General features: G+C 63.7%; 20 protein-coding genes, 1 tRNA gene and 2 rRNA genes (1 of these 23 only partly in view). 19 read left to right on the top strand and 4 right to left on the bottom strand.

Features of this window, described 5'->3' with window-relative positions:
• The 12 genes from EOD29_RS14860 to EOD29_RS14805 form a co-directional block, all read left to right on the top strand.
• Positions 1-2,303: ribosomal RNA gene (locus EOD29_RS14860) — 23S ribosomal RNA — on the top strand (it extends 626 nt beyond the left edge of the window).
• Positions 2,304-2,553: 250 nt separating this feature from the next.
• Positions 2,554-2,668, top strand: a 5S ribosomal RNA gene (gene rrf, locus EOD29_RS14855).
• Between the two features lie 210 nt (positions 2,669-2,878).
• A tRNA-Met gene (locus tag EOD29_RS14850) sits at positions 2,879-2,955 on the top strand.
• Between the two features lie 574 nt (positions 2,956-3,529).
• Positions 3,530-5,911, top strand: a complete 2,382-nt coding sequence (locus EOD29_RS14845) for a phosphoketolase family protein (protein WP_127247085.1) — start codon at positions 3,530-3,532, stop codon at positions 5,909-5,911.
• Positions 5,912-5,970: 59 nt separating this feature from the next.
• Positions 5,971-7,146 carry an acetate/propionate family kinase gene (locus EOD29_RS14840; RefSeq protein WP_127247084.1) on the top strand — a complete coding sequence of 392 codons (1,176 nt, stop codon included), beginning with the start codon at positions 5,971-5,973 and terminating at the stop codon, positions 7,144-7,146.
• A 202-nt stretch (positions 7,147-7,348) separates the two neighbouring features.
• Entirely contained in the window at positions 7,349-7,990 is a 642-nt protein-coding gene (locus EOD29_RS14835; protein ID WP_127247083.1) for a ThuA domain-containing protein, read from the top strand.
• A gap of 169 nt (positions 7,991-8,159) precedes the next feature.
• Positions 8,160-8,903 carry a FadR/GntR family transcriptional regulator gene (locus EOD29_RS14830; RefSeq protein ID WP_127247082.1) on the top strand — a complete coding sequence of 248 codons (744 nt, stop codon included), beginning with the start codon at positions 8,160-8,162 and terminating at the stop codon, positions 8,901-8,903.
• Positions 8,904-8,993: 90 nt separating this feature from the next.
• Positions 8,994-10,157 (top strand): galactonate dehydratase, encoded by a 1,164-nt coding sequence (dgoD, locus tag EOD29_RS14825; protein WP_245475357.1) that lies wholly within the window; start codon positions 8,994-8,996, stop codon positions 10,155-10,157.
• A 2-nt stretch (positions 10,158-10,159) separates the two neighbouring features.
• The gene (locus EOD29_RS14820; RefSeq protein WP_066990055.1) at positions 10,160-10,936 is read left to right on the top strand and encodes an SDR family oxidoreductase; all 777 of its coding nucleotides are present in this window, start codon (positions 10,160-10,162) and stop codon (positions 10,934-10,936) included.
• An 85-nt stretch (positions 10,937-11,021) separates the two neighbouring features.
• Positions 11,022-12,014 carry a substrate-binding domain-containing protein gene (locus tag EOD29_RS14815; protein ID WP_245475348.1) on the top strand — a complete coding sequence of 331 codons (993 nt, stop codon included), beginning with the start codon at positions 11,022-11,024 and terminating at the stop codon, positions 12,012-12,014.
• A 64-nt stretch (positions 12,015-12,078) separates the two neighbouring features.
• A complete protein-coding gene (locus tag EOD29_RS14810; RefSeq protein WP_095800625.1) occupies positions 12,079-13,599 on the top strand; it encodes a sugar ABC transporter ATP-binding protein in 1,521 nt (506 codons plus the stop codon).
• The gene (locus EOD29_RS14805) at positions 13,596-14,585 is read left to right on the top strand and encodes an ABC transporter permease (protein ID WP_095800624.1); all 990 of its coding nucleotides are present in this window, start codon (positions 13,596-13,598) and stop codon (positions 14,583-14,585) included. The genes EOD29_RS14810 and EOD29_RS14805 overlap by 4 nt, the downstream gene beginning before the upstream one ends.
• Positions 14,586-14,597: 12 nt before the next feature.
• Here EOD29_RS14805 and EOD29_RS14800 read toward each other — a convergent pair whose 3' ends face one another.
• From EOD29_RS14800 to EOD29_RS14790, 3 genes are all read right to left on the bottom strand, one after another.
• Positions 14,598-15,953, bottom strand: a complete 1,356-nt coding sequence (locus tag EOD29_RS14800; RefSeq protein ID WP_067319031.1) for a glutamine synthetase family protein — start codon at positions 15,951-15,953, stop codon at positions 14,598-14,600.
• A 289-nt stretch (positions 15,954-16,242) separates the two neighbouring features.
• Positions 16,243-16,941, bottom strand: a complete 699-nt coding sequence (locus EOD29_RS14795; RefSeq protein ID WP_095823551.1) for a GntR family transcriptional regulator — start codon at positions 16,939-16,941, stop codon at positions 16,243-16,245.
• A 201-nt stretch (positions 16,942-17,142) separates the two neighbouring features.
• On the bottom strand, positions 17,143-17,952 hold the full coding sequence (locus tag EOD29_RS14790) for a helix-turn-helix transcriptional regulator (protein WP_095823550.1): 810 nt from the start codon (positions 17,950-17,952) through the stop codon (positions 17,143-17,145).
• Between the two features lie 119 nt (positions 17,953-18,071).
• Between EOD29_RS14790 and EOD29_RS14785 the strand changes: the two genes are divergently transcribed.
• The 5 genes from EOD29_RS14785 to EOD29_RS14765 all read left to right on the top strand — a co-directional run bounded on the left by EOD29_RS14785 (position 18,072) and on the right by EOD29_RS14765 (position 22,875).
• Positions 18,072-19,208: an ABC transporter ATP-binding protein gene (locus tag EOD29_RS14785; RefSeq protein ID WP_127240028.1), complete on the top strand. Its 1,137-nt coding sequence runs from the start codon at positions 18,072-18,074 to the stop codon at positions 19,206-19,208.
• Positions 19,189-20,352 carry a spermidine/putrescine ABC transporter substrate-binding protein gene (locus tag EOD29_RS14780; protein WP_127247080.1) on the top strand — a complete coding sequence of 388 codons (1,164 nt, stop codon included), beginning with the start codon at positions 19,189-19,191 and terminating at the stop codon, positions 20,350-20,352. Before EOD29_RS14785 ends, EOD29_RS14780 begins: the two co-directional genes overlap by 20 nt.
• A gap of 74 nt (positions 20,353-20,426) precedes the next feature.
• Positions 20,427-21,290 carry an ABC transporter permease gene (locus EOD29_RS14775; RefSeq protein ID WP_127247079.1) on the top strand — a complete coding sequence of 288 codons (864 nt, stop codon included), beginning with the start codon at positions 20,427-20,429 and terminating at the stop codon, positions 21,288-21,290.
• A complete protein-coding gene (locus EOD29_RS14770) occupies positions 21,290-22,102 on the top strand; it encodes an ABC transporter permease (protein ID WP_127247078.1) in 813 nt (270 codons plus the stop codon). The genes EOD29_RS14775 and EOD29_RS14770 overlap by 1 nt, the downstream gene beginning before the upstream one ends.
• A gap of 11 nt (positions 22,103-22,113) precedes the next feature.
• The gene (locus EOD29_RS14765) at positions 22,114-22,875 is read left to right on the top strand and encodes a glucose 1-dehydrogenase (protein WP_095783583.1); all 762 of its coding nucleotides are present in this window, start codon (positions 22,114-22,116) and stop codon (positions 22,873-22,875) included.
• A 19-nt stretch (positions 22,876-22,894) separates the two neighbouring features.
• On the opposite strand, the gene EOD29_RS14760 is transcribed toward EOD29_RS14765, so the two are convergent.
• A complete protein-coding gene (locus EOD29_RS14760; RefSeq protein WP_245475347.1) occupies positions 22,895-23,476 on the bottom strand; it encodes a GFA family protein in 582 nt (193 codons plus the stop codon).
• Between the two features lie 348 nt (positions 23,477-23,824).
• On the opposite strand from EOD29_RS14760, the gene EOD29_RS14755 reads away from it, so the two are divergent.
• Together EOD29_RS14755 and EOD29_RS14750 are read left to right on the top strand one after the other, a co-directional pair.
• Positions 23,825-25,198 (top strand): glutamine synthetase family protein, encoded by a 1,374-nt coding sequence (locus EOD29_RS14755; protein WP_127247077.1) that lies wholly within the window; start codon positions 23,825-23,827, stop codon positions 25,196-25,198.
• A gap of 2 nt (positions 25,199-25,200) precedes the next feature.
• Entirely contained in the window at positions 25,201-26,493 is a 1,293-nt protein-coding gene (locus EOD29_RS14750; protein WP_164746883.1) for an FAD-binding oxidoreductase, read from the top strand.
• The last annotated feature ends 66 nt before the right edge of the window (positions 26,494-26,559 follow it).

The raw sequence follows: 26,559 nt of genomic DNA, 5'->3' as shown, positions 1-26,559 counted from the left end.
GCCTACAAACAGTGGGAGCCCGTCCTTCAAATCGCTTGACGATTTGAAGAACTTTTGATTTTGCCATCAAGAGCGCAAGCGCTTTGATGGGCGGGTGACCACGTACCTTTTGTATAATGGGTCAGCGACTTAGTGTGACGAGCAAGCTTAAACCGATAGGTGTAGGCGCAGCGAAAGCGAGTCTGAACAGGGCGTTCAGTTCGTCGCATTAGACCCGAAACCGAGTGATCTAGCCATGAGCAGGCTGAAGGTAAGGTAACACTTACTGGAGGGCCGAACCCATAACTGTTGCAATAGTTCGGGATGACTTGTGGCTAGGGGTGAAAGGCCAATCAAACTCGGAAATAGCTGGTTCTCCGCGAAATCTATTTAGGTAGAGCGTCGACCGAATACCCCAGGGGGTAGAGCACTGGATGGGCTAGGGGTCCTCACCGGATTACCAAACCTAACCAAACTCCGAATACCTGGGAGTACTAGTCGGCAGACACACGGCGGGTGCTAACGTCCGTCGTGAAAAGGGAAACAACCCTGACCTACAGCTAAGGTCCCCAAGTTATGGCTAAGTGGGAAAGGATGTGAGGATCCCAAAACAACCAGGATGTTGGCTTAGAAGCAGCCATCATTTAAAGAAAGCGTAACAGCTCACTGGTCTAAATAAGGGTCTTTGCGCCGAAAATGTAACGGGGCTAAAGCCATACACCGAAGCTTAGGGTTCGTGAGCAATCACGAGCGGTAGCGGAGCGTTCTGTAAGCCAGTGAAGCCGTACCCGTGAGGGGCGGTGGAGGTATCAGAAGTGCGAATGCTGACATGAGTAACGTAAGGGGAGTGAGAGACTCCCCCGCCGAAAGACCAAGGGTTCCTGCTTAAAGTTAATCTGAGCAGGGTTAGCCGGCCCCTAAGACGAGGCGGAAACGCGTAGTCGATGGGAATCACGTTAATATTCGTGAGCCTGGAGGTAGTGACGGATCACACAAGTTGTCCAATCTTATCGGATTGAAAGGGCAGCGGAGTGGTTCCAGGAAATAGCTCCTCCTTATAGACCGTACCCGAAACCGACACTGGTGGTCTGGTAGAGTATACCAAGGCGCTTGAGAGAACTATGCTGAAGGAACTCGGCAAATTGCACGCGTAACTTCGGAAGAAGCGTGACCCTTTTTTGCGCAAGCAGAGGAGGGTGGCACAGACCAGGGGGTAGCGACTGTTTATCAAAAACACAGGGCTCTGCGAAGTCGCAAGACGACGTATAGGGTCTGACGCCTGCCCGGTGCTGGAAGGTTAAGAGGAGGGGTGCAAGCTCTGAATCGAAGCCCCAGTAAACGGCGGCCGTAACTATAACGGTCCTAAGGTAGCGAAATTCCTTGTCGGGTAAGTTCCGACCTGCACGAATGGCGTAACGACTTCCCCGCTGTCTCCAGCATAGACTCAGTGAAATTGAATTCCCCGTGAAGATGCGGGGTTCCTGCGGTTAGACGGAAAGACCCCGTGCACCTTTACTATAGCTTTACATTGGCATTCGTAGTGGCATGTGTAGGATAGGTGGTAGGCTTTGAAGCCTGGGCGCCAGCTCAGGTGGAGCCACCCTTGAAATACCACCCTTATCACTATGGATGTCTAACCGCGGCCCGTTATCCGGGTCCGGGACAATGTATGGTGGGTAGTTTGACTGGGGCGGTCGCCTCCTAAAGAGTAACGGAGGCGCGCGATGGTGGGCTCAGAACGGTCGGAAATCGTTCGCTGAGTGCAATGGCATAAGCCTGCCTGACTGCGAGACTGACAAGTCGAGCAGAGACGAAAGTCGGTCATAGTGATCCGGTGGTCCCGTGTGGAAGGGCCATCGCTCAACGGATAAAAGGTACGCCGGGGATAACAGGCTGATGACCCCCAAGAGTCCATATCGACGGGGTTGTTTGGCACCTCGATGTCGACTCATCGCATCCTGGGGCTGGAGCAGGTCCCAAGGGTATGGCTGTTCGCCATTTAAAGCGGTACGTGAGTTGGGTTCAGAACGTCGTGAGACAGTTCGGTCCCTATCTGCCGTGGGTGTAGGAATATTGAAAGGATCTGTCCCTAGTACGAGAGGACCGGGATGGACGGATCTCTGGTGGACCTGTTGTGGCGCCAGCCGCATTGCAGGGTAGCTATATCCGGACGGGATAACCGCTGAAGGCATCTAAGCGGGAAACCCACCTTGAAACGAGTATTCCCTGAGAACCGTGGAAGACGACCACGTTGATAGGCCGGGTGTGGAAGAGCGGCAACGCTTGAAGCTTACCGGTACTAATAGTTCGATCGGCTTGATCGTTCTCATTCCTAATATCCATCCGACAAAGTCGGATGGTCTGCCAGCGCTCACGCATGAGCGGCCCTTACGGGCCTATGCTCCGCGAGGGCGCCGGACGACCGGCGACGCGCAGTCGCGCTTGCGGGCTTCGCCCGTAGGCAAAACGCAGACGTCGCCTTGGCACAAAACGACGATCCTTTGGATCGCGCTTGGCGACGATCCTTTGGATCGCGCTTGAACAGCTTCTCGATTTGAACGTGCGTTTCGCCGACCTGGTGGTTATGGCGGAGCGGCTGCACCCGATCCCATTCCGAACTCGGCCGTGAAACGCTCCAGCGCTGATGGTACTTCGTCTCAAGACGCGGGAGAGTAGGTCGCTGCCAGGTCTGCCAAGCGCACGTTCATCTCACATCCGGATCCGGATGCAGACAAATCTTCTCCTTGCGATTGTTGTGATGCATGTCGTTGCCTCAAAACCGCTAACACTTTTGAGCGACATGCATGAGGCCCGCCAAACGGGATCCCGGGCCGCGCAAGCGGCCCTTTCATTGGGCGGTCCCTTGAATACGGTAAGCGCAAACTTACCTCTATGGTGACGCGGGGTGGAGCAGCCCGGTAGCTCGTCAGGCTCATAACCTGAAGGTCACAGGTTCAAATCCTGTCCCCGCAACCAATCCAAAAACGCCCGCCTCGTGCGGGCGTTTTTGTATCTGGCCATACTGGCCGGCTGATGTGAGCGGTCATCAGGCCCGCAAGCAGCGAACCGACGCAGCGCCGGCAGACAAGCCAAATCCTGTCCCCCACACCAATCCACGGCCCGCCAACGAAGGCCGTTCGCGTTTGCGGCCCTACATTGCCCTCAAGCTCGACTCGACTTTTTGCTGCGATGGTCGCCCGGGCGTGCGTCGTCGGAACGATGCTCGAGGAGGAGAGCTTCGCCGTGCGCGTGGAAAGCACCACCGGGGCCTTCGTGGAGCCGGCGGGTGCCGAAGTCGGCCTGATGGTGCAAAGCTTGCAAAGCTGAAGAGGCCAACCTCACCAAAGCGGTCGAAACGGCGCTGGCCTTGGCGGCTATAACGCGGCATTGCCGGACGCGTTTCGCGCATCGACGCTACCAGTTCATGTGCTGGCAGTGGGCCGCGTGTCGCAATGGGGCCCGCTCGCGGCGCCGACCGGTCATGAACCGGCGGCGACGTCCATGCGTTGTGTCTCAGCCGGGTGAGTTTGGAACAGCGAAGGAGTCGGAAATGACCACGCATCCCAGCACCAATCGCTTGTCCGCACAGGAGCTGCACGACATCGATGCCTACTGGCGTGCCGCCAACTACCTGACCGTCGGGCAGATTTATCTGCTCGACAATCCGCTGCTTCGCGAGCCGCTTCGGCTGGCGCACGTCAAGCCCAGGCTGCTTGGGCATTGGGGAACCTCGCCGGGCCTCAGCTTCATATACGCGCATCTCAACCGCGCGATCAGACTTCGCGATGTCAACGTCATTTACATCTGCGGCCCCGGCCATGGCGGACCGGCCATGGTTGCAAACAGCTATCTCGAAGGCACTTATAGCGAGATCAATCCGGATATTTCCCTCGAAGAGGCCGGAATGAGGACGCTCTTCCGGCAGTTTTCCTTTCCGGGAGGCATCCCGAGCCATGCCGCTCCCGATGTGCCCGGGTCGATCCATGAAGGCGGCGAGCTCGGCTACGCGCTTTCGCATGCCTTTGGCGCGGCCTTCGACAACCCGGATCTTATCGTCGCCTGCGTCGTCGGCGACGGCGAGGCGGAAACCGGCCCGCTCGCCACATCCTGGCACTGCAACAAGTTCCTCAACCCGGCGCAGGACGGCGCGGTGCTGCCGATCCTCCATCTCAACGGCTATAAGATCGCCAGTCCCACCATTCTCGCCCGCATCTCTGACGAAGAATTGCGGGCGCTATTCGTCGGCTATGGCTACGAACCGCTGTTCGTCGAGGGTGACGATCCGCCCCTGATGCATGAGCGGATGGCCGTCGTACTCGACGATGCGCTGGACCGCATCCAGGCAATTCAGCAGGCGGCGCGCAGCGGCGGAGAGACTGCCGACGGCCGGCCGAAATGGCCGATGATCATCCTTAGAAGCCCGAAGGGCTGGACAGGCCCCAAGGAGGTCGACGGGCTGAAGACCGAAGGATTCTGGCGCGCGCATCAGGTTCCGCTCTCCGGTCTCGCCGAAAACCCTGCGCATCTGAAGATGCTCGAGGAGTGGCTGAGAAGTTATCGGCCCGAAGAGCTTTTCGATGCCGAGGGCGCGCCAGTGGCCATGATCCGCGCCACTGCCCCGCAAGGCGGCAGACGCATGAGCGCCAATCCGCATGCCAATGGCGGCCTGCTGCGCCGCTCCCTCCAACTGCCAAGCCTGCAAGAGCATGCCGTATCTGTCCAGCAGCCCGGCGGCGTGAAAGCAGAGTCGACCCGTGTGATGGGCGGTTTCCTGCGCGACGTCATGGCATTGAACCAAAGCGCCAAAAACTTCCGCATTGTCGGTCCCGATGAGACGGCTTCGAACCGGCTGCAGGACGTCTTCGAGGTGACCGAGCGCGCCTGGATGGAAAAGATTCTGCCCGAAGATGTGCATCTCGGCCGCGAAGGCAGGGTTCTGGAAATCCTGTCCGAGCATACCTGTCAGGGCTGGCTGGAAGGCTATCTGCTTACCGGCCGGCACGGCCTGTTCTCCTGCTACGAGGCCTTCACGCACATTGTCGATTCCATGTTCAACCAGCATGCGAAATGGCTGGATGCCTGCGGCAAGCTGCCGTGGCGGCGGCCGATTGCGTCCTTGAACTATTTGTTGTCGAGCCATGTCTGGCAGCAGGAGCACAATGGCTTCAGCCATCAGGATCCGGGCTTCATCGATGTCGCCTTGAACAAGAAGGCGGACATCGTGCGCGTCTATCTGCCGGCGGATGCCAACAGCCTGCTTTGCGTGACGGATCATGTGCTTCGGACATGGAACCGCATCAACGTGATCGTCGCCGGCAAAGCCAATTCCTGGCAGTGGCTGTCGATCACCGAGGCGAAAGTCCACTGCAAGGCCGGTATCGGCATATGGGAGTGGGCGTCGACCGACGGCGGGGCAGAGCCGGATGTGGTGATGGCCTGCGCCGGCGACGTGCCGACGCTTGAGACGCTGGCCGCGGTCCAAATTCTGAAACGCCACGTTCCCGGCCTCAAGGTGCGGGTGGTCAACATAGTCGACCTGATGACTTTGCAGCCCAAGGAACACCACCCGCACGGCCTGTCGGATCGTGAATTCGACGCGTTTTTCACGGCCGATAAGCCAGTCATCTTCGCGTATCACGGCTATCCATGGACCATCCATCGCCTGACTTACCGGCGGACCAACCACGACAACATCCACGTGCGCGGCTACAATGAGGAAGGGACGACGACGACGCCCTTCGACATGACCGTGCTCAATGGCCTCGACCGCTATCATCTCGTCTTGGGCGTGCTCGACGGCATTCCCGACCCGGCCGGCGCGCATATCCGGCTGAAGCAGGCGATGGAAGGCAAGCTGATCGAGCACCGGGCCTATATCCGCGAGCATGGGCAGGACATGCCCGAGGTCCTCGGCTGGAAATGGGAGCAGTAGTCGATGCCGAAGCGCCAGGCCAAATGGACGAGCGCACGATTGGCCGGGACCGGCCGACCATGACCGATGCCATTCTCGTCCTCAACGGCGGCTCCTCAAGCCTGAAGTTCGCCGTGTTTCAGCAGCAAGACGAGCTCCACCTGCTGGTGCGCGGCAGCGTGTCGTCGATCGGACATCATCCACGATTGCATGTCGCGCCCTCAGAATTGTCACGCGAAATCGACAGGAGCCTGGGGGACGAACCGATCGGGATAGCAAAGGCGTTCGAGGCCATAGTTTCCTATCTCGAGGATCACGCTCTTTTGCGCCGGATCGGCACGGTCGGGCACCGCATCGTCCATGGCGGGCAAGAACTTACCCAAGCGACCTTGCTCGACGAGCGCACGCTCGACGCGCTGCATAGGCTTGAGCCGCTCGCACCGATCCATCAGGCGATCAACCTGGAGATCGTCCAACTGGCCGGTCGGCTTTGGCCCGAAGCCAAGCAGGTCGGCTGCTTCGATACGGCCTTTCACACGGCGCGGCCGGAGCTTGCCAGGCTCTATGGCTTGCCGCGCGAGATGTCGGAACAGGGCATCGTTTCCTACGGCTTCCACGGGCTCTCCTACAGGCACATCGCAGCGAAGCTCCGCGAGCGCTACGGCGACGCTGCCGGTGGCCGAACGATTGCCGCCCATCTCGGCAGCGGCGCGAGCCTGTGTGCGATGAAGGCAGGAGTAAGCCTCGCCACGACCATGGGTTTTTCGACGCTTGACGGCCTCGTCATGAGCACCCGTTGCGGCGCCATCGATCCTGGCGTGATCTTGCACTTTCTGCAGGAGCGCAAGCTGTCGGCCGACCGAGTGACCGAATTGCTCTACGAGCAGTCCGGCCTGCTGGGCGTATCCGGCATTTCCGAAGACATGCAGGCGCTGCTTGGGTCGAAAGACCCGGCGGCGGCGCGTGCCGTCGCGCTCTTCGTCTATCGCGCCGGACGTGAGATCGGATCGCTCGCGGCCGCGCTTGGAGGCCTCGACACGCTCGTGTTCACCGCCGGCATCGGCGAAAATGCATGGCAGATCCGGCAAGAGATCTGCGAGGCTGCTGCCTGGCTTGGTGTCGTGGTCGACCATGGTTTAAATCGCAGCGGCGAAGCGCTGGTCAGCGCGCGAGAGTCCAGCGTCGATGTTCTTGTCATTCCGGCCGACGAGGAACGTGCCGTGGCCACGCAGCTCCTCGACTTCGACACGGTCTGATCTCCCCGCGGCAGGATCGCAGGGATAGCTCGGTAACTGGCGCAGAGCTTCCGCTGAACCAGGACGAGCGTCGGGCGATCGGGCGTCGCGCGGGCCGTTTTCGTTCGCGTCACTTTCCCTTCAAGCTCGACTCGGCGATGGTCAGCCCGGCGCCTCGCTGCCCTATATCCGGCCGCGCGGCCAAATGCATAAGGAGCGGAAGATGCGGCAGGCACTGATCGTATGGGGCGGCTGGGAAGGGCATGAACCCGAAGCCGGGGCGCGAGTCGTCAAAGCGATGCTTGAGGAGGAAGGCTTTGCCGTGCGCTTGAAAAATACGACCGCGGTGTTCGCCGACCCGGCGATCGCCGACCTCAGCCTGATCGTGCCGATCTACACCATGTCCAAGCTCGCCAAGGCCGAAGAGGCGAACCTCACCAAAGCGGTCGAAAACGGCGTCGGCCTCGGCGGCTATCACGGCGGCATGGGCGACGCGTTTCGCGAATCGACGGACTACCAGTTCATGTGCGGCGGCCAGTGGGTCGCCCATCCCGGCAACATCATCGACTATCGTGTGAATATCGTGCGGCGCGACGACCCGATCGTGGCAGGCATCGACGATTTCCAATACCGCTCCGAGCAATATTACATGCATGTCGATCCATCGAACGACGTGCTGGCGACCACCACCTTCTCGGGCGAGCACGCGCCGTGGATCGCCGGCGTTGTCATGCCCGTGGTTTGGAGGCGCCGGCACGGCAAAGGGCGGGTGTTCTATTCGTCGCTCGGCCACGCGGCCAAGGAATTCGAGGTGCCGCAGATGCGCACCATCCTGCGCCGCGGACTTGTGTGGGCGGCGCGCTGAGCGCGCCCGTCGGTGCGGGCTGACGCCGGTGGCGGCCGGATTTCCCGAACCGAAAGCATCACCGACCCGCTCCTATGATCATGACAGATCATATGAATGAGTGATTTACATAAGACGTAAGCTTTCATACAACTGCCGGCAGCAACTTGCTCTATCGGGAGAGGATTGCGTGGAAAATATCGTTCCTTCGGACGCAACCGGGTGGATGCCTTCGGTCGACCAGGGCGGCGCAAGCGTGCACAACGCCGTCGTCAGCGTGCTGGGCAGCCGCATCCTGGGCGGCGACTATGCTCCCGGTGCAGCCTTGCCGCGCGAGGAGGAGCTCTGCGCCATGCTGGGCGTCAGCCGCACCTCGGTTCGGGAAGCGGTCAAGGTGCTGTCGGCGAAAGGTCTTGTCGAGGCCAGGCGGCGGGCGGGCGTGCGCGTGCTGCCGCGCGAGAGCTGGCGCCTGCTCGACCCGGTGGTGCTCGGCTGGCACCCTTCCATCCAGGATGACGAGGAGCTGGTTTCCGGCCTGCTCGAGGCGCGCCGCATCTTTGAGCCGGCGGCGGCCGAGCTTGCGGCAAGGCGCGCCAGCGCCGCCGATCTCGCCGAAATCGAACGCGCGGTCGTCGGCATGCGCGACAATATCCCGGGCGACCTCAACGCAGTCTGCCAGGCGGACCTTGCCTTCCACAAGGGCGTCATCGCCGCCAGCCATAATGTCGTGCTCAAGGGGCTGGTCGGCATGCTGGAAGCTGCCCTGCGCGCCACCTTCCTGGTCACCAATCCGTTGATGGAGGCGCAATCGCGCGCGCTGTCGGCGCATGTCGCGGTGCTGGAGGCGATCCGCGTCCGCGATACCGCCGGCGCCCGCGGCGCCATGAACAGGCTGCTTGACATCGCCGCCGACGATCTTCACGCCAGAGGGTGACGTTTCCGGCTTGACGCCATTTTTTATCATATGATATTTCAATTTCATATGATCTAATTAGCGTCATGGGAGGAGTTGCGCTTGAGGATCGTGGCCATCACCACGCGCGTCGTGAACGCGGATATGCGCAACTGGGTGTTCGTGCGTGTCGAGACCGACCAGCCGGGCCTCTACGGTTGGGGCGAGGCGACGCTGGAATGGAAGACCCAGGCCGTCGTCGGCGCCGTCAACGACCTCGCGCCGCTTCTGGTCGGCCGCGACCCGCGCGACATCGAGCAGGCGGTGCGCATCCTCAAAAAGCACTCGTTCTGGCGGCTCGGCGTCATCGGCATGTCGGCGGTTTCCGGCATCGAGCTGGCGCTCTGGGACATTTTTGGCAAATGGCTCGATCAGCCGGTCTGGCGCTTGCTCGGCGGCAAGGTGCGCGACCGGGTCAAGGTCTACACGCATCTCGGCCTCGGCGACATGCGCGCCGTCTACGAAACGTTGGAGACCGAGCCCTTGGTGCGGCGCGCCTCCGAAGTGGTTGCCACGGGCTATCGCGCGCTGAAGGCCGTCTTCATCCCCTACAGCCACTATCATGCGCCGCTCGTCGAGGTCGACAAGGTCGGCCGCCTAATGGAAGCGCTGCGCAAGATAGTCGGTCCCGAAGTCGAGATCATGGTCGATTTCCACGGCCGTCCCGCCTCGGCCTCCACCGCGCTCGCCTATATCGACGCGCTTGCGCCCTACCGACCGATGTTCGTCGAAGAGCCGCTGCCGCCGGGCGAGACCGGCGCGCTGGCGCAGCTCGTCGCCAAATCGCGCGTGCCGATCGCCACCGGCGAGCGGCTGATCGATCGTCCCGAATTCGACGACCTTTTCCGGGCAAGGGCGGTCGACATCGTGCAGCCGGACATCTGCCACTGCGGCGGCCTGCTCGAGGCGAAGAAAATCGCCGCCATGGCCGAGGCGGTCTCGGTCGGTGTGGCGCCGCACAATCCGCTCGGTCCGATCGCCGGCGCTGCGGCGCTGCATTTCGCGGTCTCCACGCCCAACCACCTGATCCAGGAAGAGATGGTCGGTGCCGTGCCCTGGTATTTCGAGGTGGTGAAGGGGCCGATCCGCATGATCGACGGCTGCTGGCAGGTGCCGGATGCGCCCGGGCTCGGCGTCGAGGTCGACGAAGCGGTCGCCGACCGGCATCCCTACAGGCCGGAGGTCATGCACACCACCAATGCCGTCCTTGCCGACGGCACCATCGTGGACTGGTGACCATGGCCGGGCGACTGAAGGACAAGGTGGTGATTGTCACCGGCGCCGGGCGCGGCATCGGCGAGGCGACGGCGCGCGCGATGGCCGCCGAGGGTGCGGCCATCGTCGTGGCCGAAAAGGATGCGCTCAGCGGAAAGAGCGTTGCCGCGTCGCTGGTCGAAGCCGGCGCTCGGGCGCTGTTCGTGGAGACCGACGTCGCCGATATCGCATCCTGCAAAGCGATGGCCGAGCAAGCGCTTGCCACCTTCGGCCGCATCGACGTGCTGGTCGCCAATGCCGGCATCAACGTTTTCCACGAGCCGCTGGAAACCACGGAAGAGGAATGGCGGCGCTGCTTTGCCGTCGATCTCGACGGGGTGTGGTATTCGGCGCGCGCCGTGCTGCCGGCGATGCGGGCTCAGACGCAGGGTTCGATCGTGGCGATCGCTTCGTGCCATTCTTTCGCGATCATCCCCTCGACCTTTCCCTATCCGGTTGCCAAGCACGGACTGCTCGGCCTGGTACGATCGCTCGGCGTTCAATACGCGGCCGAAGGTGTTCGCGTGAACGCGATCGCACCCGGCTACATCGAGACGCAGATCGCGGTCGACTACTGGAACACCTTTCCTGATCCGCAGGCGGAGCGCCAGCGCACCTACGACCTGCACCCGCCGCGCCGCATCGGGCGGCCGGAGGAGGTGGCGATGACTGCCGTCTTCCTCGGCTCCGACGAGGCCCCGTTCATCAACGCGGCCTGCATCGTCATCGATGGCGGGCGCTCGGTTCTCTACCACGAATGAGGTTTCGCACCGGCGGCCGGTCGCCGGAAACGTCTTCAAGCAAAAAGGACTCCCGCCGGCCGGGATCGATATTGAGGAGGAAACCATGAAACGCATGATCAGGACGTGGCTTGCTGTGGCCGCGACCGCAGCCGTCGCGCTGACTGTCCATGGCGCCGGCGCGCAGGACAAGATGAAGTTCGGCTATATCAACAAGATGGGCGACCATCCCTGGTTCGTCCGCGAGGTGAAGGGTGCCAAGGACAAGGCCGCCGAGCTCGGCGTCGACCTGCTTGTCCAGGACGTTCAGTTCGACGCCAACCTCGCCGTCACCACCTTCGACACCTATGTCGGCGACGGCGTCAAGGGCATCGCCGTGGTGGTGCCGGACCGCTCGCTCGGCCCGGTCGTCGCCGACAAAGCAAAGGCCGCCAAGATCGGCCTGATTGCTGTCGACGACGACATCGCCTTCGCCGACGGCACGCCGGTCGCCTATGTCGGCATGAACGCGCTCAACATCGGCAAGCAGGTCGGCGGCGAGATTGCCCGCATCGTCAAGGCCGAAGGCTGGGACAAGGACCTCTCCAAGGTGCGCGTGGGCTCGATCGAGGACCAGAAGGCCGACACCTGCATGCGCCGCAACAAGGGCGCGGAGGAAGCGCTGGTCGCGGCAATCCCGGAGATCAAGTCGCGCATCGTCTCGATTCCCTATGACAACACGATGGTCAACTCGATCGATGTCGTGTCGACGACGCTGACGGCCAATCCGGACACCGAGAAGTGGATCTTCTACTCCTGCAATGACGACGGCGTGCTCGGCGGCGTGCGCGCCACGGAGAATGCCGGCATGAAGCCGGAGAACGTCATCGGCATCGGCATCGACGGTTCCCGCTCCTGCGAGGCCTTCGGTTCCGGCAAGCCGAGGGGCTTCCGCGGCACGATGTGGCTGGACAGCGCCAAGCACGGCGCCGCCGCTATCCAGGCGCTCTACGACCAAGCTACCGGCAAGGAGATGCAGAAGGACTATTTCCAGGACGCCACGCTGATCAGCGGCGAGAACTTCGCCAAGTTCAAGGACACTCTCGGTTGCAAGTCCTAGGCTGCCTTTCGGGCTCGGGGCGGATGGCCTTTGGGCGGGCGGCTTCAAAGGGAGTCTCCCGCCCATGACCGTGCCCGTCGTCGCCGTCGAAGGCGTCAGCAAGCGCTTCGGCGCCGTGCAGGCGCTGCGCGACGTGTCGGTCGCTTTCAACGTCGGCGAGATCACCGCGCTGATCGGCGAGAACGGCGCCGGCAAGTCGACGCTGATGCGCGTGCTGGAGGGCGAGCATCGGCCGGATAGTGGCCGGGTCCTGGTCGACGGGCAGCCGGTGCAGCTCAGCTCGCCGCGCGCCGCACACGGCTCGGGCATCCGCGTCATCCACCAGGAGCCGGAGATCATCCCAGAGCTTACGGTGGCGGAAAACATCTTCATCGGCGACATCAAGGCGCGAGGCGCAATTTTTCTCGACCGCGCTGATCTCGAAAGGCGCAGTCTCGACCTATTGCGCACCTTTGGCGTGGTCGACGTGCTTTCGCCCGGGCAGCGCTGCCATGGCCTGAGCCCGGCGCTGAGGCAGCTGATCGAAATCATGCGCGCGCTGCGGCCGGGCGCGCGGCTGCTTGCCTTCGACGAGCCGACCTCGTCTTTGACGGAGGACGAGGCGCAACGGCTGTTCCGCGTCATCCGGCGCCTGAAGGCCGATGGTGTCGCGGTGATCTACATCTCGCACCGGCTGCGCGAGATCATCGAGCTTGCCGATCGGTGCGTGGTGATGCGCGACGGCAGCCGCGTCGCCGACGAACCAATCGCGGCGCTCGACGAGCAGCGCATGGTGCGGCTGATGGTCGGCAGGCCGGTAAGCGACCTGTTCAACCGAAAAGTGCGTGCGCTCGGGCCGGTCCGGCTGGCGCTCGAAGGCGTCACGACACGCCGCGTCGACGGGATCAGCTTCGAGGTCAGGGCAGGCGAGATCGTCGGCCTGGGCGGATTGGTCGGCGCGGGACGGACGGAAGTCGCGCGCGCCGTCGTCGGCCTCGATCCACTGCTCTCCGGGCGGATGGCCGTCGGCGGCCGGCCTTACAGGCCGCGCGAGCCGGCGGATGCGGTTGCCGCCGGAATCGGGCTGGTGCCGGAGGACCGCAAGCAGGAGGCCCTGCTTTTGATGCAGGCGGTGCGCGACAATGTCAGCCTCGTGGTACCCGACAAGGTGTCGCGCTACGGCTTCTTCAGCCGCAGGCGCGAGCGCGCGCTGGTCGTCCGCCATGTCGCCGAGCTCCGGGTCAAGACGCCGTCGATCGAGCAGGCCGTCGGGAAATTGTCCGGCGGCAACCAGCAGAAAGTCGTCTTCGCGCGCTGGCAGGCACGGGGGCCGGCGGTCCTGATCCTCGACGAGCCGACGCGCGGCATCGATGTCGGCGCCAAGGCGGAGATCTACAGGCTCATCGAAAGCCTGGCCGACCAGGGCCTCGCCATCCTGCTCATCTCCTCGGAGATGCCAGAGCTGCTCGGCCTTGCCGACCGCGTCCTGGTCATGCAGAGCGGCCGCATCAGTGGCGAGCTGCCGTGGCAAGAGGCGAGCGAGGAGGCGGTGCTGGCACTGGCCATGCGCTCGGACAAGAAAGCAATCGAAAGGAGGGTGTCGTGACCGATACCGCGACCGCCGCACGCGAGCGCGCGCCGGCCAGCCTGTTTGGCCGCATCGGCGCGCAAAACATCAGCCTGCTGATCGCTCTGGTCGTGCTGCTGGCGATCTTTGGCGTGTTGAGGCCGGACGTCTTCTTCACGCCGCGCAACCTGATCAACATAGGCCTCGCGGTCACCATTCTCGGCATCCTGGCAATGGCGCAGACCGTCGTCATCGTATCGGGCGGGCTCGACATCTCGGTCGGGTCGATCGTCGGCCTGAGCACGATGGTGCTGGCCGTCGCCGCCCAGGAAACCGGCTCGATCCCCGCCGGCATCCTCGCCGGCCTGCTCGCCGGATTGCTGGCAGGCGCAGTCAACGGGCTGATCATCGTCTACGGGCCGGTCAATGCGGTGATCGCGACGCTTGGCACGATGTCGGCCTTCCGCGGCCTCGCCTATCTGATGAACAACGGCAATTCCATACCGATCACCGGCGACAGCCTGCGCGCGCTGGGCATCGGCACGCTGTTCGGGCTGCCCTTCGCCATCTGGCTGCTGATCGCGGCGATGGCGGCTTTCATCGTTTTCACCCGTGAGACGGTCGTCGGCCGCAACATCTACGCGCTCGGCGGCAATCCGACGGTGGCGCGGCTCGCCGGCATCCCGATCCGCCGCTACCAGATCTCGATCTATGCGATGAGCGGCTTCGCCGCGGCGGTGGCGGGTCTGGTGCTCGCCAGCCGCACCATGTCCGGACAGCCCGCCTCCGGCAGCCAGGGGCTGGAGCTCGAGGCTATCACCGCCGCGATCCTCGGCGGCTGCGCGCTGCAGGGCGGCAAGGGCACGATCATCGGCGCCATGTTAGGGGTGCTGATCATCGGCGTCCTCAACAACGGCATGATCCTGACCTCCGTGCCGACCTTCTACCAGCTGCTCGCCAAGGGCGCGCTGCTGATCCTGGCCGTCATCGTGCAAGAGCGCCAGCGGGCCCGGTCGGGAGAATAGCCCCGCGCGGGGTTAGACGCTTTCGAGATAGGTCTCGATCTCGAAGTCGCTGACATTGAGCGCGAAGGTGTTCAACTCCTGGCGTTTGCAGGCGATGAAAGCGTCGCGCAGCACGGCCGGGAAGATTTCGGCGACGCGCTTGCCGGTCTCGAAGGCGGCGATCGCCGAGGCCCAGTCAGGCGGCAGCTTGGCAAGCGTGAGGCCCTGTCCCTCGCCGCCGGTCGGCTCGCCAGGCGACAGCTGCCGCTCGATGCCCATCAGCGCGGCACCCAGGATCGCCGCCAGCACCAGATAGGGATTGGCGTCGGCCCCGGAAACGCGATGCTCGATGCGGCGCGCGGCAGACGGGCCGCCTGGAATGCGGATCGCCACCATGCGGTTTTCGTAGCCCCAGGCGACAGCCGTCGGCGCATAGGACCGTGGCCGCAGCCGGCGATAAGAATTGAAATGCGGCGCGAACACCAGCGTGCTTTCGGCCATGGCCGCGAGCAGGCCGCCGACGGCGTGGCGCATGGTGTCGGAGCCCTGGTCGCTGCCGTCGTCGAAGATGTTGCGGCCGTCCTTGTCGAGCACGCTGAAATGAACATGGAAACCGTTGCCGGCGCGCTCGCCATAGGGCTTGGCCATGAAGCAGGCGGCAAAGCCGTGCTTGCGCGCGATGCCCTTGACCGTGCGCTTGAAAAGCACGGCGTCGTCCGCGGCGCGCAAGGCATCCGGAACGTGGTTGAGGTTGATCTCGAACTGGCCGACGCCGTTCTCGGCGATCGCCGTATCGACCGGAATGCCCTGCATGCGGCAGGCTTCGTAGATGTCGTGGATGAAGCCTTCGAAATCGTCGATTTCGTCGATCGAAAGCGCCGCATCGGAATCGAGACGCCGGCCGGTGACCGGCGAGACAGGACCGACCGGACGCTGCGATGTCGGATCGACGAGATAGAATTCAAGCTCGGTCGCGGTAACCGGCGTCAGACCAAGCGCTGCGTAGCGGTCGAGGATGCGGGCGAGCGCGCGGCGCGGATCGCCGAGATAGGGTGCGCCGGCCTCGTCGGCGAGCCACAGGGGCAAAAGCGCCGTCGGATGCGCCGTCCAGTTGACGGGCAGGATGCCGCGTCCGGTCCAATGGCAAAGCCCGTCGGCGTCACCGGTCGAGAAAACCTGGGCGTTGCCTTCGATGTCCTCTCCCCAGATGTCGAGCCCGATCAGCGAATAAGGCATGCGCAGCTTGCCTTCGAGCGCCTTGCGCGCCTGCTCGACCGGGATGCGCTTGCCGCGCATGATGCCGTTCAGGTCGCACACCGCGGCCCGCAGGCTCTGGATGTCGCTTCTGCTTTCAAGCCAGTTCAAAACGTCCGCAATTGCATCGCCCAATTTCCAGCCCCTGTTCTTTCGGAGGTGCTGCAGCCGTTCCGGCTACGATATCCATTCTACAGCTTGTGAGTTTATGAAGGTCGCCACGGATGGTTCCAGGCGATGTTCATTCATTTTTTCAATTCACTAGCTGGGATATCGGGCGGCATTTTGGGTCCATAGCTGCGATCTGCGATCGCAACATAGCTGGCCGCTAGGGGAAAGCCAAGGGGGCATTTGCGCGGTCAACGGTGATCTGGCTGCCAGTATCGTGATGGCCGAGGGCAATCCCTCGATCTACGCTGAGGCACTAGTGCCGCAATTCAGGAAACTTGATCTGTTTGAGAATGTGCGTCGCGCCCTCGTCGATGTCGCGCACGATGGCCGCCCGGGCTCGTTCGCCGTCCTGGACCTCGATCGCCGCCACGACCTCTTCATGATAGTCGATGCCGAGAATGCCGGCGAGGTCGTCCTCGAAGCCGATGCGCAGGTTGCGGAGGAAGGGGCCCACCTGCATCCACACGGTCTCGATCAGGAAGATCATCTGCTCGTTGCCGCAGTGGCGGTAGATCGAGAATTTGAAGTCGTGATTCTTGCGCAGGTAATCGTCGATGTCGCCGCTGCGGGCGGCCTGGGTGAGCTCTGTGCAATGTCGGCGGATGGCGCGCAGATTGTTGCCATTGATGAGGCCGGTGGCGAGCTCAGTGGCCGTGCCTTCCAGGACCATGCGCACGTCGGTGAGCTGCTGGAAACGGTCGGCCGAAATCATCGGCACCTCGACGCTTCCGTTCGGCATCGGGCTCAGCGCCCTGAGCGCCTGCAGCCGCATGAAGGCGCTGCGCACCGGCATGTCGCTGGTGCCGAGCTCCTTGGCGAGCTTGCGCGAGGTCAGCTTCTGGCCGGGCTGGAGCTGACCCGACATCAGCGCCCGCACCAGTTCCAGATAGACTTTCTCATGCAGCGGTACTGTGTCGAGGGCAGTCAGTCCGAATTGTGTTTTGTCGGCCATTGGCTATGCGCTACTTCGTCCGTCCCTGAAATCTGTTTAGCCGCTCTGTCCGCAACCGGAGACTTGGCCGGCGGCCCTCGATCCGCACGATAGACGGTTAACGCGCGGCGCCGCAAGTGAGGCAGGGGCGGCCTCCTGACTGGCCCGAACGGCGCCCTCGGCATGCGTGCCGTGGAGCGGTTCCATTTGGCTGGAGACGCGCTATCCGATGCGCGCGTCGATGATCTCGACGAAGCGCGCGAAGAGGCCGGCCTGCGACCTGATCTTGAGCTTGCGATAGATGTTGCGGCGATGGACCTTCACGGTCCCTGGGACGATCCTGAGCGCCCTGGCGATCGATTCCGTCGAGTGACCCTGGAGCACCAGGTCGACGACCTGTTTCTCGCGCGAGGTCAGCGACAGGCTCTTCCAGATGTGGGCGCGATCCAGCTCATTGGTCACCGCCAAGGCTTCGCCCGGCGGCGCAACCGTGGTCTCTTCGGCAGGCAAGGCTGGCCAGCGCTGTCGGCAGAAGCCGACCACCGCGGGAGCCATGTCGCGCAACAGCCTGGCGTCGGCTGTTCCGAACGGCCCCGAGGCGCGCAGCCGCATCAGCGACAGCACCAGCGCATCCTTGCCGGCCAGCGGAACGAAGAAGCCGACCTCCTCGGCGAGCCGGGTCTGGCTGTAGTAGGAGCGGTAGTACTCGCTGGCATAGAAGCGGTCCGGCGCCAACTCGCGCATGCGCCAGAAGCCTTCCCTGCGCTCGACCGCGGCGTGATGGAAGGGGTCGAGCAGATAGGGCCCTTCCTGATAGAGCGCGACGAAGATGTGGCTTTCGGCCGGCGAGAAGGTCTCGAACAGAAGCGGCGGCCGCGCAGCACCCCGATAGCCGAAGACCACGCAGTGATCGAAGCGGACATGCCCGCGCAGCCAGCCGACGATCGCCTTGCCGAAATGATCGCCGGTCTCGCGCGCCGCGGCAATCACGGCGCCGAGCGCGTTGTAGTCGTCGCTGCGGGAGGCGCCCAATTCATACCCCTCGAAAAGATAAAATCAACTAAATATACCACCCGTGAGGTATATACTAGGCGCCATTGGCTCTGCTAGCTTTGCAAAGATTGCCTCACGCTGTCGCTGGAGCCCGTGGCTTGACTGCAGTGCCCGATATCGAGTTTCGCGCGGTCACCAAGCGCTACGGCGCCGTCACGGCGGTCAGCGGCATCGACCTTGCCATCCCGCCCGCGGCCTTCGTCGCCCTGCTCGGACCGTCCGGCTGCGGCAAGACGACATGCCTGCGCATGATCGGCGGCTTCGAGCAGCCGAGCGAGGGCCAGGTGCTGATCCGCGGCCGCGACATGGCCGGAACGCCGCCTTACCGGCGTCCGGTCAACATGGTGTTCCAGCAGTACGCGCTGTTTCCGCATCTCGATGTCGAGGAGAACATCTCCTACGGACTGCGCCAGGCAAGGCCGCGTCTGTCGTCGCGCGAGATCAGCCTGAAGGCAGGTGAGGCGTTGGCCATGGTGCAGCTTGCGGGCTACGGACGCCGCAAGATTCACGAGCTTTCCGGCGGCCAGCAGCAGCGCGTCGCGCTCGCCCGGGCGCTGGTCAACAAGCCTGCGGTGCTGCTGCTCGACGAGCCGCTGGCGGCGCTCGACAAGAAGCTGCGCACAGACATGCAGATCGAGCTGCAGAACCTGCAGCGCGAAATCGGCATCACCTTCGTTCTGGTCACCCACGACCAGGAGGAGGCGCTGTCGATGAGCGACTTCGTGTGCGTCATGAATGGCGGCCGCGTGGTGCAACTCGGCCAGCCGAGCGAGATCTATGACGAGCCGGCCGATCTGTTCGTTGCCGATTTCGTCGGCAAGACGAATCTGCTCAGCGGCAAGGTGGCCGGGCTCTCCGGCGACCTCGTCGACGTGGCGCTCGCCGACGGCACGGTGATTTCGGCGCGCAAGCGGGTACCGCTCAGCCGGGGCGAGGCCGTATCCGTCAGCCTTCGGCCGGAATCGCTCAGCCTCTCGGCGCCCGGAGGCGGCGGCCTCAAGGGCATTGTCCGGAACCGCATCTTTCTTGGCTCGACCGCGGAATACGCGATCGAAGTGCAGGGCATTGGATCATTGCTTACCAAGGCCGATCACGTGACTGGCCGGGGCAACCTTTTCAAGCCGGGCGAACCCGTCGCCATCGGCTTCGCCGCCGGAGCGCCGCTGGCGTTTCCGCAACCTAAGAACAACGGGACCAACCAGAGGGAAGACCAACATGTCAAAATCCTATCGTGACGGACTGCCGATAAGCCCCGAAAAATTCGTCGACCAATTGATGCGCCTGAAGCGCGGCTCGATCAGCCGGCGCGACTTCCTCGGCCTCACCGGCCTCGGTGTCGCGACCGCGGTGATGGCGCGCGAGCTCGGCATCAGGCCGACACCGGCCTTTGCTGCCGAGAACCTCGGCGACCGCATGTCTATCGCCACCTGGCCGAACTATCACGACCCGCAGACCTTCGAGAACTTCAAGGCCGAGACGGGCGTGGCCGTCGAGGTCAACGTCTTCGGTTCGAACGAAGAGATGCTGGCCAAGCTGCAGGCCGGCGGCTCGGGCTGGAGCCTGTTCGTGCCGACCAACTACACCATCTCGACCTATAAGAAGCTCGGCATCATCGAGCCCCTGGACATGGCCAAGCTCGGCAATTTCGACGGCAGCAAGGAAGATGCCCGCTTCACCGCGGAAGGCACGATCGACGGCACGATCTACGCCGTGCCGAAGAACTGGGGCACGACCGGCTTTGCCGTCAACACCAAGAAGCTCGCCAAGCCGATGTCGAGCTGGAAGGAATTCTGGGACACGGCCATGGCGGAAGGCGATGGCCGCACCATGGTGCACGACTACCAGCTGACCACGATCGGCAATGCGCTGAAATATCACGGCTACTCGTTCAACTCGCTGAAGCAGGACGAGCTCGCCAAGGCCGAGGAACTGCTGCTCAAGGTCAAGCCGCATCTCTTCGCGGTGTCGAGCGACTATCAGCCGTCGATGCGCTCGGGCGACGCCTGGATGACGATGTGCTGGACCAATGACGGCGCGCAGCTTCATCGTGATATTTCAGAGATCGCCTATGTGCTCGGCAAGGAGGGCGGCGAGATCTGGACCGACTTCTACGCCATCCCGAAGGACGCGCCGAACAAGCCGGCCGGCTATGCGCTGCTCAACTACCTGATGAACCCGAAGGTCGCCGTCAAGGAGCATCTGGCCAATGGCGCGCCCTCGACCGACGCGCGGGTCAACGCGCTGCTGCCGAAGGAGGTGCTCGAGAACCCGATCCTCTATCCGGCCGCCGAGCTTCTGAAGCCGCTCGAGTTCGGCGCCGCCGCGACGCTGACCGATCCGGGCCGCGCCGAGCTGATGGCGCGCTTCAAGGCCGCGTGAGCCAGGGCACCAACTCCGGTCAAGTTCTTACCGCCGGCGGGCCAAGGTCCGCCGGCGCCGAAGCGGCTTTTTCAATGCGCGGCAGGTTCCTTCGCAAAAATCTTCTGACGGCCCTGCTGCTCGCTCCGGCGACGCTGTGGCTCGTCGTGTTCCTCGTCTTGCCGTTCGTCGCCATCGCCGTCTTCAGTGTCGGTGAGCGGGCACCGGAGGGCGGCTACCAGGCAGCGTTCACCTTCGCTCAATATGCCAACCTGCCGGCACGGGCGACCGCCTTCTGGAACACGATGGTGCTGGCGCCGGTCGGCGCGCTGGCCTGCCTCCTCGTTGCCTATCCCGTCGCCTATTACCTGGCGCTGCGCGCGCCGCAGCGCTGGCGGTTGATCCTGCTCGCGCTGATCGTCATCCCGTTCTGGACCAGCCTTCTGATGCGCACCTATGCCTGGATGTACATCCTTGGCGGGCGCGGCATTCCCGCCCTGCTCGCCTATATAGGCATCGAGGATCTCAGGCTGATCAACACGCCTGGCGCCGTGCTGCTCGGCATCGTCTATGGCTATCTTCCGCTGATGATCCTGCCGATTTATGTCAGCCTCGAACGGCTCGACCGGCGGCTGCTCGAGGCGTCCGCCGATCTGGGTGCTACGCCGCTATCGACCTTCCTCGGCGTCACGCTCCGGCTGTCGCTGCCGGGGGTGATGACCGGCTTCTCGCTGGTGATGATCCTGCTGCTCGGCGAGTATCTGATCCCGACGCTGCTTGGCGGCGGCAAGGTGTTCTTCATCGGCAACGCCTTGGTCGACCTCTTCTTGCAGTCACGCAACTGGCCGTTCGGATCGGCGATTGCCATCACGCTGGTGCTGGTCTCGGTCGTGGTGCTGATCATCGCCAACCGCCTCTCGACCCGGCTTTCGGGCGCCCGCCGCGTGGACCTGATCTGATGCGCGCCTTCGTCGTTGCCGTCTTTGCCTTCCTTTATCTGCCGATCGCGCTGGTCGTGCTGTTCTCGTTCAATGCCGGCCATCACGCCAGCGAGTTCACCGGCTTCTCCGAGCAATGGTACGGCAAGGCGCTGTCAAACCCGTTCCTGGTCGAGGCGCTGAAGAACAGCCTGTTCATCGCCACCACCAGCGCGCTGCTCGCGGCCTTCTGCGGCACGGCCGCGGCGCTCGGGCTGCACCGTGTCGGCGCGCGGACAAGGGGCGTGTTCGACGCGTTGCTGGGTGCCGCGATCGTTGTGCCGGGCGTCGTCATCGGCATCTCGACGCTGGTGGCCCTGGTGCAGCTCTTCGCCGTCGTTAACCCGTTCCTCGCTTCGGTTTGGCCGACCGACCAGCCGCCGCGCCTGGCGCTCGGCTACGGCTCGATCATCGCCGCGCACGGCCTGTTCTCGATGGCGCTGGTGACGATGATCGTCGGCACGCGGCTCAGCAGCCTCGACCGCAACCTGGTCGAGGCCTCGAGCGATCTCTATGCAACACCGCTGACGACGTTCCGCTCGATCGTGCTGCCGCAGATCATGCCGGCTGTGATTGCCGGCTTCCTGCTCGCCTTCACCTTCTCCTTCGACGACTTCATCATCGCCTTCTTCGTCGCCGGCGCGCAGACGACCTTGCCGATCTATGTCTTTGCCTCGATCCGACGCGGGGTGACGCCGGAGATCAACGCCATCGCGACGATCGTGCTCGCCGCCTCGGTGCTGCTCGTCCTGCTCGCGCAATGGCAGCTCGGCCGACGAAAACCATCGCCGTGAAAGACAGATCCATGATTTTGAAAGATCGCATCGCCGTGGTGACGGGCGCCGGGTCGGGCATCGGGCGCGCCGGCGCCATGATCATGGCGCGGGAAGGGGCTGTCGTGGTGATCGCCGACCGGGATCCGGCGGCAGGCGAGGCCACGGCGGCCGCTATCCGCGCAGCCCGCGGCCGCGCCGAAGCGGTTGCGACTGATGTCGGCAACGACACGGCGGTCGAGGACCTCATAGCGGGAACGCTCGGCAAGCACGGCCGGATCGATATCCTGCACAGCCATGCCGGCATTCAGGTCGGCGGCACGCTGACGGAAGTCAGCACCGACGGCATGGACGCGTCGTGGCGGATCAATGTGCGGGCGCAGTTCCTCGCGGCGAAGACCGTCATGCCGGCGATGATCGCGCAGGGCGGCGGCGTCATCCTCAACACTGCGTCCAATTCCGGCGTCTTCTACGATCGCGAGATGATCGCCTATGCCACGTCCAAGCATGCGGTGGTGGCGATGACCAGGCAGATGTCGCTCGACTACGCCAAACACAATGTGCGCATCAACGCGCTCTGTCCGGGCTGGGTCGACACGCCGTTCAACGAGCCGTTCATCACCCAGATGGGTGGCCGCAACGCAATTGAAAACTATGTACGTACCAAGATTCCAATGGGGCGCTGGGCGAGCGCGGAGGAGATCGCCGAGGCAATCCTGTTCCTGGTCTCCGACCGCTCGTCCTTCATGACCGGCCAGGCGCTGGTCGTCGACGGCGGCGAAAGCATCGGCTGAGGCGCGCTTGGCGAGCGATCTACCGGTCGACGGGATTTCCAAATGCCGGATCGCGGCGTCGCGAGTAGGTGTCGATACGCGGCAGATCGTCGGAAAATTCCAGCCAGGGCAGACGCAGCCGCCAATAGGCGTGGGCTTGTGGCCGAAACCGCTCCGGATGGTCGAAGAAGCCGATGGTGACATAAAGCTCGTCGTTCAGTCCCTCGTCGCGATAGGCGATCGAGGTGCCGCATTTCTCGCAGAAGCTACGGACGATGCCCCGGGTTTTCGAGAATTCCCTGGGCTGGCCGCGGGTCAAGCGAAACTGGTCAGGCCGGTAACCGATCCAGATGGTCAGCGGGCTTCCGATCGCCCGGCGGCAGTCGTCATCACGGTCGAAGCAGATCCAGAACGGATCGCCCTGCATCTCCGCGATCGCCCCGCAAAAACATGCCCCGTTTCGATCGTGCTTTCCATCCCATCGCTCCTGATCGTGCTGAATTCCGTCGGCCGCGCTGTGCGCCGGTGGCGTGCTCAGTGGGAACATCAAAACCGGCAGCGAGTTCCTTCGGGCGGGCAACGCGCGGAGTGGTCCCAGCGGGTGGGCTTGCGCCGGAAGCAACGATCGGTCAAACCATAGGCCAGGTTCCTTGAAGAGGTTTGCCGCGCAAATGGCAAAACGAAGATCCGGCTCTCGGCTGTTTTCAATTTCGGCCGCAAGAAATCGTCTTTCAGCGGGGCATCACTAGTCATGCGCTGTTGCCGGCACGAGAATCTGCAACGCGCGGAGGAGACCAAGGTCGGTTCGCATGTCGTTCGGGATGGCTGGACCGAGGGGGTATGCGGAGTGCTCGATCCGGCCTGCGCCATCAGGCGGGCGTCCGTCGTTCAGATCACGTAGCTTACTCAGCGCTCAAACCGAAACGGACGTGCCCGCCGAAGCGATTTCTCCTTCGTACGGACATGACCGATGCCTGACAAACTGAATTGCTCATCTCCCAGCGCCGATCCGCAAAGCTGGCTGACCACGCATGGAATAGGCGAGGTCGAGTGCCTGGTGCCCGATGTCAACGGTGTGCTGCGCGGCAAGGCCTTGCCGGCGGCCAAGTTCCTGAAGTCGCTCGAGGACCGTGCGCTCTACCTGCCCAGCAGCGCTTTCCTGGTCGCGATCGACGGCCGCTATTCCGGCTCCATCGATGAAGGGTTCGCCTATCAGGACCCCGACATGCGCATGGTGCCCGACCTGTCGACGCTCAGCGTTGCGCCGGGCGGCGGAGCCGGCAAGGCCTATGTCTTTGCCGATACGTTTCACATGGACGGCCGGCCGTGGATGGCTTCGCCGCGCCATGTGCTGAGGGCCGTGCTCGATCTTTACCGCCGGCGCGGCTGGCACGCCGTGATGGCGCCGGAGCTCGAATTCTACCTCACGGCGCCAAATCCCGATCCGGATCGGCCGCTGACCGCGCCAGTCGGGCGCAACGGACGGCCCGAAAGCGTGCAGCATCCCTACGACATGCAGGCGCTGGAGGAGTTCGAAGCGGTGACGCGTCACCTTTATGACCACGCCGCGGCCGCCGGCCTGCCCCTCGACACGCTGATCCACGAATCCGGCACGGCGCAGCTCGAGATCAACTTCCTCCATGGCGACCCGCTGGCGCTGGCCGACAAGGTGCTGTTGTTCAAGCGCATGGCCAGGCAGGCGGCGCAGGCGAGCGGTATGCACGCCACCTTCATGGCGAAGCCGATCGCGACGCAGGCCGGCAGCTCGATGCATCTTCACATGTCCATCGTCGACGAGCGCGGCGAGCCCCTGTTTGCCGGCAAAGACGGCGAGGACACAGAAATGTTCGCGCACTTCATCGGGGGCCTGCAGAAACACGTGCCTGAAATCATGCCGCTGTTTGCACCGAACGTGAACTCGTATCGCCGCATCCGGCCGGGCCACAGCGCGCCGGCCAATATTGAATGGTCGCATGATAACCGCTCCTGCGGCTTGCGGGTGCCAATGGGCGGGCGCGCCGCGCGGCGGGTGGAGAACCGGCTGCCCGGCGCCGACGCCAATCCCTACCTCGCCATGGCCGGCTCGCTCATCGCCGGATATCTCGGCGTCGAGGAGAAGCTGGCCCGCTCGCCGGAGGCCTTCGGCAACGCCTATCGCAGCCAGAGCACGCTGCCGAAGACCATGGAGGAAGCGCTCGACCGTTTCGCCGCCTGCGAGCCGGTGCGGGTGCTGCTCGGGGAGGATTTCTTCCAAACCTATCTGCGCGTGAAAAGCGTAGAGCTCGACCTGTTCCAGACCGTGGTGACGTCGTGGGAACGCGACCATCTGCTGCTCAAGGTGTGACCATGGCTTCGACGGGTTTCAATTCCGGTCTTGATATCGGCAAATCCTATTATGTGGCGACTGCCAATCCGGCGCCGGACCATCCGGCGCTTACCGGCGATGCAGAAGCCGACCTGGTGGTCGTCGGTGGCGGCTGCACCGGGCTTTCGGCGGCGCTCCATGCGGCCGAACGCGGCCTTAAAGTGGTGCTGCTCGAAGGCGGCAAGATCGGCTGGGGTGCCTCTGGGCGCAATGGCGGCCAGATAATCCCCGGTCTGCGCAAGGGCGCCAAGGAGCTGGTCAGAGCGTTCGGGCCGGAGCGGGCGAAGGCGCTGTTCGACCTCGCCTTCGAGGCGCGAGGCTTGGTGCTCGACATTATCGAGCGCCACGGCATCGAGTGCGACTTGCGGCTGACCGGCCATCTGGTCGGCGCGGTCAACGGCTCCGACATGCGCGAATTCGAGGAAGAGGCCGAGTGCCTCGCCAAGGTGATGGACTTCCCGCATGTCGAGATCCTGTCGGCGGCGGAGGCGCGGCGCATGGTCGATACGCCTTATCTCGGTGCATCCTTCGAGACGCTCGGCGGACACATGCATCCGCTGAACTACACGCTGGGGCTCGCTGGGGCCGCTTCTGCCGCTGGCGTCACCATCCACGAGAACTCGGTCGCCGTCCGGCTGGAGCGCGAACCCTTTATCCGGGTGTTCACCGACAAGGGCTCGGTCCGTGCCAGGCATGTGGTGCTGGCCGGCGATGCGCTGCTCAACGGGCTCGAGCCGCGCGTCAACAGCCGCATCATGCCGATCGGCAACTACATCGTCGCCACCGAGCCGTTGGGCGCGCGCAACGTCATCCCGTCCAACGCCGCGGTTTCGGACACGCTTTTCGTGGTCAATTACTACCGCATGTCCGCGGATGGCCGCCTGCTGTTCGGCGGCGGCGAGCGCTATACGCCCTCGCCCCCCGCCGACATTGGCGGCTTCGTGCGGCCGCATATGGAAAAGACCTTCCCACAGCTTAGGGGGTGCCGGATCGACCATGCCTGGGGCGGGCTCGTGTCTGTGACGACGTCGCGCCTGCCGCATGTCGGGCATTATGGCGAGGTCTATTTCGCGCATGGCTATTCCGGCAAGGGCGTCATCCTGTCGACGCTGTCGGGCAAGCTGCTCGCGGAAGCGATCACCGGCGACGCCTCGCGGCTCGACCTGTTCTCGACGCTGACGCCGCTGCCGTTCCCCGGCGGCACGGCGCTGCGCGGGCCGCTCTATGTGCTCGGCATGCTGTGGTATGCGATGCGCGATCGACTCAGGCGTTGAGCGCCGACTTTCCCGTCGGTGCCGGCGACGAATCCGGCGCGGAACTGCACGTCTTCGGCCGAAAGT

This window comes from Mesorhizobium sp. M1A.T.Ca.IN.004.03.1.1 (genome assembly GCF_003997555.1).
Lineage (GTDB): Bacteria > Pseudomonadota > Alphaproteobacteria > Rhizobiales > Rhizobiaceae > Mesorhizobium.
This window is presented reverse-complemented; position numbering and strand designations above follow the sequence as displayed.

Coding starts and splice junctions, on each gene's coding strand:
- EOD29_RS14795 (WP_095823551.1), bottom strand. CDS start 16,941: ATGGCCGACAAAACACAATTCGGACTGACTGCCCTCGACACAGTACCG.
- EOD29_RS14750 (WP_164746883.1), top strand. CDS start 25,201: ATGGCTTCGACGGGTTTCAATTCCGGTCTTGATATCGGCAAATCCTAT.
- EOD29_RS14840 (WP_127247084.1), top strand. CDS start 5,971: ATGACCGATGCCATTCTCGTCCTCAACGGCGGCTCCTCAAGCCTGAAG.
- EOD29_RS14780 (WP_127247080.1), top strand. CDS start 19,189: ATGTCAAAATCCTATCGTGACGGACTGCCGATAAGCCCCGAAAAATTC.
- EOD29_RS14765 (WP_095783583.1), top strand. CDS start 22,114: ATGATTTTGAAAGATCGCATCGCCGTGGTGACGGGCGCCGGGTCGGGC.
- EOD29_RS14770 (WP_127247078.1), top strand. CDS start 21,290: ATGCGCGCCTTCGTCGTTGCCGTCTTTGCCTTCCTTTATCTGCCGATC.
- EOD29_RS14815 (WP_245475348.1), top strand. CDS start 11,022: ATGAAACGCATGATCAGGACGTGGCTTGCTGTGGCCGCGACCGCAGCC.
- EOD29_RS14820 (WP_066990055.1), top strand. CDS start 10,160: ATGGCCGGGCGACTGAAGGACAAGGTGGTGATTGTCACCGGCGCCGGG.
- EOD29_RS14835 (WP_127247083.1), top strand. CDS start 7,349: ATGCGGCAGGCACTGATCGTATGGGGCGGCTGGGAAGGGCATGAACCC.
- EOD29_RS14775 (WP_127247079.1), top strand. CDS start 20,427: ATGCGCGGCAGGTTCCTTCGCAAAAATCTTCTGACGGCCCTGCTGCTC.
- EOD29_RS14810 (WP_095800625.1), top strand. CDS start 12,079: ATGACCGTGCCCGTCGTCGCCGTCGAAGGCGTCAGCAAGCGCTTCGGC.
- EOD29_RS14755 (WP_127247077.1), top strand. CDS start 23,825: ATGCCTGACAAACTGAATTGCTCATCTCCCAGCGCCGATCCGCAAAGC.
- EOD29_RS14845 (WP_127247085.1), top strand. CDS start 3,530: ATGACCACGCATCCCAGCACCAATCGCTTGTCCGCACAGGAGCTGCAC.